We start from the raw sequence: 11,532 nt of genomic DNA on the forward strand, positions 1-11,532 counted from the left end.
CTCAGTCGGTGAGGACCCGGGGGCGCAGGTCCTCCGCCGGCGGTTCCCAGCGGCGCGCGTCGGCGTCCAGCTGGTCGCCGGAGCGGATGTCCTTGACCTGGCCCTCGACCCCGCCGAACCACACGAAGGGGATGCCGCGGCGCTCGGCGAAGCGGATCTGCTTGCCGAACCGGTCGGCGCGGGGTGCCACCTCGCAGCTGATGCGGCGGGCCCGCAGCGCGGCGGCCACCTGCTCGGCGGCGCCGCGGGTCTCCTCCGTGTCCACGGCGACCAGCACCGCGCTGGGGACCGGGCGGGAGGCCCGCAGCGCGTCGCGGGCGAACAGCGGGGCCAGCATCCGGGTGACCCCGAAGGAGAAGCCGACACCGGGGTAGGTGGTGCGGCCGTCGCTGGCGAGGGAGTCGTAGCGTCCGCCGGAGCCGACCGAGCCCATCGACTCGTGCCCGGCGAGCTCGGTCTCGTAGACGGTGCCGGTGTAGTAGTCCAGGCCGCGGGCGATGCTGAGGTCGGCCACCAGCCGGCCCGGCACGCGCTCGGCGGCGGCCGCGACCAGCGTCGACAGCAGCTCCAGACCCTCCTCCAGCAGCGGGTGCTCGACGCCGAGGGCGCGGACCCGGTCGACGAAGCTGCTGTCGGGGCTGGTGATCTGCGACAGCTGCAGGCAGGCGTCGGCGGCGTCCTGGGCCAGGCCGACCTCCTCGACCAGCAGCGCGCGGACCTTGTCGGCGCCGATCTTGTCCAGCTTGTCGACCCGCTGCAGCACGGCGGCGGGCTCGGTCACGCCGAGGCCGCGGTAGAAGCCCTCGGCGAGCTTGCGGTTGTTGACGCGCATCCGCACCGCCGGCAGCCCCAGCTCGGTGTGCAGCCGCTCGAAGGCCTCGAGGGCGACCAGCGGGATCTCCAGGTCGTGGTGGTCGGCCAGCCGCTCGGCGCCGACCACGTCGATGTCGGCCTGGGTGAACTCGCGGTAGCGGCCCTCCTGCGGGCGCTCGCCCCGCCAGACCCGCTGGATCTGGTAGCGGCGGAAGGGGAAGGACAGCCGTCCGCCGAACTCCTGCACGTAGCGGGCGAAGGGGACGGTGAGGTCGTAGTGCAGGCCGAGCTGGTCGGGGCCGGTCGCCGCCTCCTCGTCGGTGGCGTGGAGCCGGCGGACGACGTAGATCTCCTTGTCGATCTCGCCCTTGCGGGCCAGCTGGCTCATCGGCTCCACCGCCCGGGTCTCGATCGGTGCGTAGCCGTGCAGCTCGAAGGTCTCCCGCAGCACCTGGAGCACCTGCTGCTCCACCATGCGCTGGCCGGGCAGGAACTCCGGGTAGCCCGACATCGCCGACAGACGGCTCATCACTTCACTCCGAACGACTCGAGGGTGGTCTGCTGCAGGAAGGGGTTGGTGGCGCGCTCGCGTCCGATGCTGGTCTGGCCGCCGTGGCCGGGGAGCACCGCCAGGCGGTCGTCGAGACCGAGCACGACCTCGCGCAGGGTGCGGGCCATGGCGCCGGGGTCGGACCCCGGCAGGTCCACCCGGCCGACGGAGCCGGCGAAGAGGACGTCGCCGGAGAAGAGCACCCCGCTGACGGACTCGTCGGGGTGGTCGGCGCTGAGCAGCACGCAGCCGGCGGTGTGGCCGGGTGCCTCGGCCAGCCGGAAGGAGATGCCGGCCAGCTCGACCCCGGAGCCGACCAGGTCGAGCACCTCGGGCGGCTCGCTCATCGGCCGTCCCGAGGTCAGCTGCTGCAGCAGCGGTGCGGCGGCGGGGCCGATGCCGGCCAGCGGGTCGGTGAGCAGGTGCCGGTCGGCCGGGGAGATCCACAGCGGCGCGTCGAGCTCGCGGCACAGCGTCGTGGCGTCGAAGACGTGGTCGAGGTGGCCGTGGGTGGCCACCACCGCCGTGGCGGTCAGCCGCTGCTCGGCCAGCACCTGGCGGACCAGGTCGGCGGAGCCGGGACCGGGGTCGAGCACCAGGCAGTCGCCGCCCGGCTCGGCGGCGACCACGTAGCAGTTGCTCTGCCACGGCCCGACGGCGAAGGAGGCGATCAGCACATCGAGCACCCTACCGAGCGCCGCCCGGCCTGTCGGCGCAGTTCTCGTGGGCTCCGCGGCGACCCGGTGGCGCTGGGCGATAGGGCAAGATGGCCCCATGACGCAGACACCAGGTCCGGAGTCCTTCGGCCGTGTGGCCGAGGACATGACGGTCTACGTCCGCACCGCTGACGGTGAGCGGGCGGTCGGTCAGGTGCCCGGCGTGACGCCGGAGGAGGCCCTGGCCTTCTACGTGCGTCGCTTCCAGGCGCTGGAGCTGGAGGTGAACCTGCTGGTCGCCCGGGTGCGGCAGGGGACGCTCTCCCCCGACGAGGCCCGCAAGTCGATCGCCACGGTCCGCAGCTCGCTGACCAACGCCTCCGCCGTCGGCGACCTGGCCGCCCTCGAGGCCCAGCTCGACAGCCTGGCCCCGGCGCTGGCCGAGCAGGCCGAGCAGCGTCGCGCCGCCCGGGCCCAGCAGGCCGAGGCGACCCGCACGGCCAAGGAGAAGATGGTCGCCGAGGCCGAGAAGCTGGCCGCCGGCAACGACTGGCGCGGCGGGGTCAACCGGTTCCGGGCGCTGCTCGAGGAGTGGAAGAGCCTGCCCCGGATCGACCGGGCCACCGACGAGGCGCTGTGGCACCGCTTCTCCAGCGCCCGCACCACCTACACCAAGCGCCGCAAGGCCCAGTTCGCCGAGCAGGCCACGCGCCGGGAGTCCGCCCGCGTGACCAAGGAGCGGATCATCGCCGAGGCCGAGAAGCTGGCCACCTCGACCGAGTGGGGGCCGACCAGCGCCGCGTTCCGCGACCTGATGCAGCAGTGGAAGGCGGCCGGTCCGGCTCCGCGCGAGGTCGACGACAAGCTGTGGAAGCGGTTCCGCGGTCTGCAGGACCAGTTCTTCGGCGCCCGGCAGGCCGAGCAGGAGGCCCAGGACGCGGAGTTCACCGGCAACCAGCAGGCCAAGGAGGCGCTGCTCGCCGAGTACGAGCCGCAGATCGTGCCGGTGGAGGACCTGGAGCGGTCCCGCGCCGCCTACCGCGCCCTGCTGGAGCGCTGGAGCGAGATCGGCAAGGTCCCCCGCGACGCCATCCGCCCGCTCGACAACCGGATGCGCCAGCTGGAGACGGCGATCCGGACCGCCGAGGAGGAGCAGTGGAAGCGGACCGACCCCGAGGCCCGCGCCCGGGCCGAGGAGACCGCCGCCAAGCTGCGCGACCAGATCGCCACCCTGGAGGCCCGGGCGGCCGAGGCCGAGGCCCGCGGCAAGGACAAGGACGCCCAGCAGGCCCGGGAGGCCGCCGAGACCTACCGCTCCTGGTTGGAGCAGGCCGAGCGGGCGGTCCAGGACTTCAGCGGCTGAGCCGTCCGGGTGCCGGGACCGGGTGGAGCCTGAGGAGCAGGACGCCCAGGTACCGGTCCATCCAGCGGGACGGCGTGATCGAGGTGCAGGAGCACCACGACCTCACGCACCCCGGGGGTCAGCGGGAGATCAGCACCTATGTCTTCCGGATGCGTCCGTGGACGGTCGCCGAGCTGCGGCGAAGGCTCCACCGGGCCGGGATCGACCGCGTCTCAGTCGCGTCAGGATCCGGGGGGACGGTCGCACGACCGGCTGCTCGTCGTCGCCCGGCGCACGGACCGGTAGGGGTTCAGGCGCATCCGGTCGGACGCGCTGCACGGGCATCGACTCCGATGGGTGATCGAGTTGAGCGATCTCCGGCCTGAACAGGCTGACGACGCCTGGCTGCGGCCCGGAACTGTCAGACCCGGTCCGTAGATTCGGGGCATGTCGACCAGCAGTGACGCCACCGCCGCGCTGCTGGCCGACGCCCGGGCGCACCAGGCCGCCGAGCAGGCCGCCGCCGCGGCGCTGCTGCGCACCGCAGCCGACTGGGCCGATCTCCACCCGCCGGTCGAGGACGTCGCCGAGGCCACCTGGCAGGGCAGCCCCAGCGGGGTCCCGCTCGCCGGTCCCGGTGCCCCGGCCGTCGACGGGGCCTGCGTGGCCGAGCTCGCCGCAGCGCTGCGCTGCTCCACCGACGCCGGCACCGCGCTGATCGGGCAGGCGCTCGAGCTGCGCCACCGGCTCCCCCGGCTGTGGGAGCTCGTCCACCGCGGCGAGGTCCCCGCCTGGCAGGCCCGCCGCGTCGCAGCCCGGACGATGGCGCTGACCCCCGAGGCCGCCGCCTACGTCGACGCCCAGGTCGCCGCCGTGGTGGGCCGGGTCGGTCCCACCCAGCTCGACCGGCTCATCACCACCGCCATCCTGCGGTTCATGCCCGCCGAGGCCGAACAGCAGCGGCTGGCCGCCGCCGACGGCCGCCGCTTCGACATCCACCACGACCGCGACGGGACGAGCTCCGGCCTCGCCGAGGTGACCGGCTGGCTCGACCTCCCCGACGCCCTCGACCTCGACGCCGCCGTCACCGACGGCGCCCAAGCCCTGGCGGAGGCCGGCTGCCACGCCTCCCTCGACGTCCGCCGGTCGATGGCCGTCGGCGAGCTCGCCCGCCGCCAGCCCGCCTTCGACCTCACCACCTCCTCCGACAGCGAGCCCGCCACTCCGTCCGAGGGTGCTGGGGCGCCGGTACCGCGACCGCGGGTGCCCGTGACGCTCTACCTGCACCTAACGGCGGAGTCCCTCGGGTCAGGCACCGCACCCGGGTGGGTGGGAAACACCGGTACCCCGGTCACCGCCGGGCAGATCCGCGACTGGTGCGGCCGCCCCGGCAGCCGCATCACCGTCCGCCCGGTCATCGACCTCAACACCGACCAGACCGTGCCGGGCTACCAGGTCCCCGAGCGGATCCGTGAGCACATCGCCCTGCGCGACCGCACCTGCGTCTTCCCCTGGTGCAGCCGACCCGCTCACCCCCGACCACTCCGCACCGCCCGCAGCGACGGCGAACCCGGCTGGTCCACCGACGCCGACCACATCGTCCCCTTCGGCGCCGGCGGACCGACCGCCACCGACAACCTCGCTCCGCTGTGCCGCCGCCACCACCGGCTCAAGACCTTGCACGGCTGGCGCTACCGACGCACGGCCCCCGGCCGCTACCTGTGGACCAGCCCGCACGGGCTGCACTTCACCCGCGGCCCCGACGGCACCCCCCCCGGCAGCACCACCGGCCCGCCACCAGCAGCCGCGACGGCACCACGCACCTGGACGATCACGCTCCCACCCGACGCCCGCCCACGAGAACGCGACCCGGTCCCCACCGGCTGAGCCCAGCCGTCCACCCGCACACTGGTCCCACGCCACCTCTCCAGCCGTCAGCCGTGCCCGAAGACCGGGCACGGCTACGGGCGCGCGTGGTCAGAGGGTGCCGGTCCCCGTCCTCAGCAGCCAGGTGGCGTAGAAGACCGCGACCGCAGCCACCGCCCCCAACGCGGAGATCAGCCAGAACCGGACGGTCACCGTGGTCTCGGACCAGCCCTTCAGCTCGAAGTGGTGGTGCAGCGGCGCCATCTTGAACAGCCGCTTCCCACCGGTGAGCCGGAAGTAGTACCGCTGCAGCAGCACCGAGGACGCCACCATCACGTACACCACCCCGATCACGGGCAGCAGCAGCTCGGTGCGGGACAGGATGGCCAGCGCCACGAGGAACCCGCCGAGGCCGAGCGAGCCGGTGTCGCCCATGAAGATCTGGGCCGGGTAGCAGGACCACCACAGGTAGCCAGCGAGGTTGCCCAGCAGGGCGCAGGTCACCACCGCCAGGTCGTGGGCGTCGACCGTCTCGAAGCACCCTGCGGTGAGCACCCCGGCGCAGGAGTTGCGGGCCTGGAAGAACAGGATCAGTGCGTAGGCGGAGAGGCTGGCGATCGCGCAGCCGGTGAGCAGCCCGTCCAGGCCGTCGGCGATGTTCACCCCGTTGGTGGTGCCCACGGTCAGGAAGGCGTACCAGACGAGCGCGAGCACCACGGCCACCACCGGGCCGAACCGCGCGAGGTCGAGCCAGCCGACGTCACCCACGAACGTGATGTGGGAGGACAGCAGCGGACGGCCTGCACGCTCGCTCCCCCACAGCACCACCGGGACCAGCGCCCCGATGACGAGCAGCTGCCCGAGGATCTTGGCGCGTTCGGGCAGTCCACCCGAGTTCTGGTGGTGGGTCTTCAGGTAGTCGTCGACGAACCCCACCGCCCCCATCCCGGCCATGCTCAGCAGCACCAGCAGCGCCGACACGGTGACCGGCTCCCCGGTGACCAGGTGCGCGGTGCCGTAGGCCACCACCGTGCCGAGGCCGAACACCAGACCGCCCTTGGTCGGGGTGCCCTTCTTGACCAGGTGGGTCTGCGGGCCGTCCGCGCGCACGTACTGCGACCAGCCCAGCCGCTTGAGGACCGTGATGGCGGGCCGCACCAGCAGCAGGCAGAACAGCACGCCGACGCAGAAGGCGACGATGGCCGCAATCACTCGTTCGCCTCCGGGAAGCCGTGGGATGTCGGAGGGCACGACGCTAGCGGCTCGGCCCGTCCGCCCCGGGGCAACGCGCCGTCAGCCGGTCCGCAATCGGCCGCCGCGCGCCCCCACCCGGACGACGCGCGGCGGGAGGCCGTACGGGGAGTAGGTCGTCACCCGCTCACCCGGGTGCAGCCGCTCGTCCTCGCGGTAGCGCGCCGACAGCTCGGCCTCGGCACCCTCGTCCCCGGCGTCCGCGGCCACCAGCAGACGGGCCAGCTCGTCGGTCAGGGCCAGGTCCGGCGGGTCCTCCTCGATCGCTCCCCAGCCGTCCCACAGCAGCATCTCGTCGCCGTAGCGGTGCGCCACCTCGAACACCACGTAGCCGCGGACGAAGTCGGGCCCGCAGAGCCCGGACTCCGGGGTGACGCCGTAGCGGGACAGGTCGCGGTCCCCGGCCCGCCAGCCGAGCCAGGCCTCGGCGGCGGTCTCGAAGGGCGCCTCCGGACCGGTCGGCAGGTCGTGCTCGTCGAACCCCCGCTGGGGCCCGAGCTCGGGGTCGGACCGCCGCCAGCGACCCTGAGACCAGTGCTCCACCACCACGTGGTCGGCCGCCCACCCCGCTGCGAGGTAGTGGGCGAAGCCGATCCGGGTGCGCGCCGGCAGCCCACGCTGCCGCAGCGCCCCGACCACCAGCAGCGAGTGGTCCCGGCAGCAGCCGGCCACCCGCTCCTCCGGCGGCCGCGGCTGGTCCAGGCCCGCCGGGTGGCGCTCCCGGTCCAGCTCGAGCACCGCCTCCAGCCACCGGCTGTCGACCTCGCCGCGGCGCTCCTCGGGCAGATCCGGCAGCTCGGCGCGGTAGTGGGCGATCACGTTGCGCGAGGCGGCGGACAGGCTGGCGACGTCCCCGGGCAGCGCCGCCAGCCGGTCGGCGTGCCGCCCGGGCGACGAGTAGGGGCTCTGCCGCACGAACCGGTCCAGGTCGCTCACCGTCGCACCTCCCCCGGACCAGACGCCGCCCGGGCTCAGCCGGCGGCGCGCGTCCTCACTGCTTGACGCGGTAGACGTCGTAGACGCCGGGGATCCGCCGCAGCCCGTTCACCAGGTGGTCGAGGTGCTTGGGGTCGGGCGTCTCGAAGGTCAGCTTGATCTTGCACAGCCGGTCCTTGGTGGTGTTCACCTGCGCGGCCTGGATCGACACGTGCTGGTCCGAGATGGACCGGGTGATGTCGGACAGCAGCCCGTGACGGTCGATCGACTCCACCTGGATGGCCACCAGGAACGAGCTGGCCGCCGTCGGCGCCCAGCTGACGTCCACCAGCCGCTCCGGGTGGCGCTGCAGGTCCGCGGCGTTGGTGCAGTCGGTGCTGTGCACCGACACCCCCGACCCGCGGGTGATGAACCCCAGGATCTGGTCCCCCGGCACCGGCGTGCAGCACTTGGCCAGCTTGACCCACAGGTCCGTCGCCCCGTGCACGGCCACCCCGGTGTCGTCCCCGCCCGACACCCGCCGGCGCGGCGTGATCGGCCGGTCCTCGTGGGTCTCGTCCAGCGCGCCGTCCTGGTCGCCCTCGGTGCCGATCAGCCGGCTCATCACCGCCTGCGGGGCCACGTGGCCCTCCCCCACGGCGGCGTAGAGCGCGGTGACGTCGGGCACCCGGAAGTCGGCGGCCACGGCCGTCAGCCGGTCCAGGGTCAGCAGCCGCTGCAGCGGCAGCCCGGAACGGCGCATCTGGCGGGCCAGCGCCTCCTTGCCGGCGTCGATGGCCTCCTCCCGGCGCTCCTTGGTGAACCAGTGCCGGATCTTGTTCCGGGCCCGCGGGCTCTTGACGAACTCCAGCCAGTCCCGGCTCGGACCGGCGTTCTCGTCCTTCGACGTCTGGATGTCCACCACGTCACCGATGGCCAGCACCGACTCCAGCGGCACCAGCCGGCCGTTGACCTTGGCCCCCACGCAGCGGTGCCCCACCTCGGTGTGCACCGCGTAGGCGAAGTCGACCGGGGTCGACCCCTGCGGCAGCGCGATGATGTCGCCGCGCGGCGTGTAGGCGTAGACCTCGGAGGAGTTGATCTGGAACCGCAGCGACTCCAGGAACTCACCGGGGTCGGCGGTCTCCTTCTGCCACTCCGTCAGGTTCTGCACCCACGACAGGTCGTCCGGCGTCTGGGTCCGGCTGCTGCCGCCCATGGCCTTGTACTTCCAGTGCGCCGCCACGCCGTACTCGGCCTTGCGGTGCATGTCCCAGGTGCGGATCTGCAGCTCGACCGGCGCGCCCTGCGGACCCATCACGGTGGTGTGCAGCGACTGGTACAGGTTGAACTTCGGGCTGGAGATGTAGTCCTTGAACCGGCCCGGCAGCGGCCGCCAGCGGGCGTGCAGGATGCCCATCACCGCGTAGCACTGCTGCTTCTCCTCCACCAGGATCCGCAGCGCCACCAGGTCGTAGATGTCGGAGAAGTCGCGGCCGCGCACGACCATCTTCTGGTAGATCGAGTAGTAGTGCTTCGGCCGCCCGGTCACGGTGGCCTTGATCTTGGCCGCCTTCAGGTCGGCCTCGATCTGGGCGGTGATCTGGGCCAGCACCTTCTCCCGCTGCGGGGCCCGCTCGGCCACCAGGTGCACGATCTCGTCGTAGACCTTGGGGTGCAGCACCGAGAACGCGAGGTCCTCCAGCTCCCACTTGATGGCGTTCATACCCAGCCGGTGGGCCAGCGGGGCGAAGATCTCCAGCGTCTCGCGCGCGATCCTCGTCTGCTTGTCGTGGCGCAGGTAGTGCAGGGTGCGCATGTTGTGCAGCCGGTCGGCGAGCTTGATGACGAGCACCCGGATGTCACGGCTCATCGCCACGATCATCTTGCGGATGGTCTCGGCCTGCGCCGACTCCCCGTACTTGACCTTGTCCAGCTTGGTGACGCCGTCGACCAGCTGGGCGACCTCGCTGCCGAAGTCGCGGGTCAGCTGCTCAAGCGTGTAGGGGGTGTCCTCCACGGTGTCGTGCAGCAGCGCGGCGACCAGCGTCGGCTCGGTCATCCCCAGCTCGGCCAGGATGGTGGTGACGGCCAGCGGGTGGGTGATGTAGGCGTCCCCGGACTTGCGGGTCTGGCCGCGGTGGTAGTGCTCGGCCGTGCGGTAGGCCCGCTCCACCATGGCCACGTCGGCCTTGGGGTGCGCGGCGCGCATCGCGCGGAACAGCGGGTCGAGGACGGCCGTCTGCGGCTGGCGGGCGGCACCGAGCCGCGCCAGCCGGTGCCGCATGCTCAGCCGGGGCTGCTCCGGGCCGCTGCTGAGCCGGTCCGGGGTCGCGGCCGCGCGCGTCTGGGCCGTCTCGCGCTCGCTGACCTTCTCGCTCACCCGTCCCCTCCCACGTGCCTCTGGTCGGTCAGTCTATGCCGCACCGACCCCGCGCCCTCGCACCCGGGCGCCTCACCGACGTCAACGCCCGCGGACCGCCCGTGCTTCCCGGCTCACCAGCCCCCGTCGTCGGGCGCCGGCTTGCTGCGCTCCTTGCTCGGCAGCGACTCGGTGGTGATGTCGCTCGAGCTGCGGCGCACCACCACCAGCATGTCGCCCGGCTCGAGCTTGGCCACGGTCGGGTCGTAGTAGCGGCGCAGCGTCTGGTTGCGGACGACGGCCACCACCCGCTCCCGCTCGACCGCGCTGGGCGGGCGCCCGACCTCGTCCGCGGTCACCTGCCGCTCGGCGATCTCCAGCCCCTCACCGGACGACAGCAGGTCCTCGATCACCGTGCCGATGGAGGGGTTCACCGCCGACAGGCCCAGCAGGCGACCGACCGCGTCGGAGGAGGTGACCACCGAGTCCGCACCGGACTGGCGCAGCAGCGAGACGTTCTCGTGCTCGCGCACCGAGACCACGACGTGGGCGCTGGGGTTCAGCTGGCGGACGGTGAGGGTGGCCAGGATGGCGGAGTCGTCGCGGTCGAGGGTGATGACCACCTCACGGGCCCGGCTGATCTCGGCCCGGCGCAGGATGTCGCGGCGGGTGCCGTTGCCCTCGATCGCGGCCAGGCCGTCGAGGTTGGCGTCCTGCAGCGCCGTCGGGTTGCCGTCGATCACGACGACCTTCTCCATCGGGATGTTGTTGCGGCGCATGGTGGCCGCGGCGGCACGTCCCTTCGTGCCGTAACCGATGAGCACCACGTGGTTGCGCATCTGCTTCCTCCAACGGGCGTCGATGATGATGCGGCGGCCCTCGGTGGCCAGCACCTCGATGGTGGTACCGACCAGGAGCACCAGGAAGGCGACCCGGAGCGGGGTGACGACCACGGCGTTGATGATCCGCGCGTGCGGGGCGAGCGGGACGATGTCGCCGTACCCGGTGGTCGACATGGTGACCGTCGAGTAGTACAGCGCGTCCAGCAGGCTGACGCCGTCCTTGCCGGTCTGGTCGACGTAGGCGTCGCGGTCGAACCACACCAGCAGCGTGGCGAAGACCAGCAGCCCCAGGGCCATCGAGCCGCGCAGCAGCAGGGTGCGCCCCGGGGAGCTCGCCCGCGCCGGCATGCGCACCAGCGGCTGGTAGCGCGTGCTGCGGAACCCGCTCTCGGCCACCGAGGACGCCTAGTCGGTGGTGACCAGCGAGGTCACGTCGACGCCCAGCTGCTGCAGCCGCTGGCGCCCGCCGAGGAAGCCGAGCTCGAGGACCACCGACACACCCAGCACCTCGGCGCCGAGGCGCCGGAGCAGGTCGACCGTCGCGGCCACCGTGCCGCCGGTGGCGAGCACGTCGTCGACCACCAGCACCCGGGCCCCGGCCGGCACCGCGTCGGTGTGCACGGCGAGCGTCTCGCGGCCGTACTCCAGCTCGTAGGACTGGGAGTAGGTCTCGCGCGGCAGCTTGCCCGGCTTGCGGACCGGGACGAAGCCGGCGCCCAGCGCGAGCGCGACCGGCGCGGCGAACAGGAAGCCGCGGGCCTCGGTGCCGACCACCAGGTCGACGTCCCCCGGCGCCCCCGACACCAGCTCGGTGACGGCGGCGGAGAAGCCGCCCGGGGAGGCCAGCAGCGGGGTGATGTCCTTGAAGGTCACCCCGGGGGTCGGCCAGTCCGGGACGTCGACGATCAGGTCGGCCACCAGCCGGCGGTGCATGG

General features: G+C 73.0%; 9 protein-coding genes. 2 read left to right on the forward strand and 7 right to left on the reverse strand.

What is annotated here, in order from left to right:
• Nucleotide 1: 1 nt before the first annotated feature.
• Nucleotides 2–1,342 (reverse strand): histidine--tRNA ligase, encoded by a 1,341-nt coding sequence (hisS, locus tag GC722_RS07905; protein WP_156609437.1) that lies wholly within the window; start codon nucleotides 1,340–1,342, stop codon nucleotides 2–4.
• Nucleotides 1,342–2,040 carry an MBL fold metallo-hydrolase gene (locus GC722_RS07910; RefSeq protein WP_331714530.1) on the reverse strand — a complete coding sequence of 233 codons (699 nt, stop codon included), beginning with the start codon at nucleotides 2,038–2,040 and terminating at the stop codon, nucleotides 1,342–1,344. Before GC722_RS07910 ends, hisS begins: the two co-directional genes overlap by 1 nt.
• A gap of 97 nt (nucleotides 2,041–2,137) precedes the next feature.
• On the opposite strand from GC722_RS07910, the gene GC722_RS07915 reads away from it, so the two are divergent.
• On the forward strand, nucleotides 2,138–3,382 hold the full coding sequence (locus GC722_RS07915) for a DUF349 domain-containing protein (protein WP_156609439.1): 1,245 nt from the start codon (nucleotides 2,138–2,140) through the stop codon (nucleotides 3,380–3,382).
• Between the two features lie 426 nt (nucleotides 3,383–3,808).
• Entirely contained in the window at nucleotides 3,809–5,248 is a 1,440-nt protein-coding gene (locus GC722_RS07920) for an HNH endonuclease signature motif containing protein (RefSeq protein ID WP_156609440.1), read from the forward strand.
• A gap of 90 nt (nucleotides 5,249–5,338) precedes the next feature.
• On the opposite strand, the gene mraY is transcribed toward GC722_RS07920, so the two are convergent.
• From mraY to GC722_RS07945, 5 genes are all read right to left on the reverse strand, one after another.
• Nucleotides 5,339–6,439, reverse strand: a complete 1,101-nt coding sequence (gene mraY, locus GC722_RS07925; protein ID WP_197429902.1) for a phospho-N-acetylmuramoyl-pentapeptide-transferase — start codon at nucleotides 6,437–6,439, stop codon at nucleotides 5,339–5,341.
• A gap of 81 nt (nucleotides 6,440–6,520) precedes the next feature.
• Nucleotides 6,521–7,414: a transglutaminase domain-containing protein gene (locus GC722_RS07930; protein ID WP_331714531.1), complete on the reverse strand. Its 894-nt coding sequence runs from the start codon at nucleotides 7,412–7,414 to the stop codon at nucleotides 6,521–6,523.
• Between the two features lie 55 nt (nucleotides 7,415–7,469).
• A complete protein-coding gene (locus GC722_RS07935; protein ID WP_156609796.1) occupies nucleotides 7,470–9,680 on the reverse strand; it encodes a RelA/SpoT family protein in 2,211 nt (736 codons plus the stop codon).
• A 209-nt stretch (nucleotides 9,681–9,889) separates the two neighbouring features.
• Nucleotides 9,890–10,945: a potassium channel family protein gene (locus tag GC722_RS07940; RefSeq protein ID WP_156609797.1), complete on the reverse strand. Its 1,056-nt coding sequence runs from the start codon at nucleotides 10,943–10,945 to the stop codon at nucleotides 9,890–9,892.
• A 57-nt stretch (nucleotides 10,946–11,002) separates the two neighbouring features.
• A complete protein-coding gene (locus GC722_RS07945) occupies nucleotides 11,003–11,530 on the reverse strand; it encodes an adenine phosphoribosyltransferase (protein ID WP_156609798.1) in 528 nt (175 codons plus the stop codon).
• Between the last annotated feature and the right edge of the window lie 2 nt (nucleotides 11,531–11,532).

The organism is Auraticoccus cholistanensis (genome assembly GCF_009742705.1).
GTDB lineage: Bacteria > Actinomycetota > Actinomycetes > Propionibacteriales > Propionibacteriaceae > Auraticoccus > Auraticoccus cholistanensis.

Excerpts from the sequence above, each read along its gene's own strand:
- GC722_RS07915 (WP_156609439.1), top strand. The coding sequence starts at position 2,138 with ATGACGCAGACACCAGGTCCGGAGTCCTTCGGCCGTGTGGCCGAGGAC.
- GC722_RS07920 (WP_156609440.1), top strand. The coding sequence starts at position 3,809 with ATGTCGACCAGCAGTGACGCCACCGCCGCGCTGCTGGCCGACGCCCGG.
- hisS (WP_156609437.1), bottom strand. The coding sequence starts at position 1,342 with ATGAGCCGTCTGTCGGCGATGTCGGGCTACCCGGAGTTCCTGCCCGGC.
- GC722_RS07935 (WP_156609796.1), bottom strand. The coding sequence starts at position 9,680 with ATGCGGCACCGGCTGGCGCGGCTCGGTGCCGCCCGCCAGCCGCAGACG.
- GC722_RS07945 (WP_156609798.1), bottom strand. The coding sequence starts at position 11,530 with ATGCACCGCCGGCTGGTGGCCGACCTGATCGTCGACGTCCCGGACTGG.
- GC722_RS07940 (WP_156609797.1), bottom strand. The coding sequence starts at position 10,945 with ATGCCGGCGCGGGCGAGCTCCCCGGGGCGCACCCTGCTGCTGCGCGGC.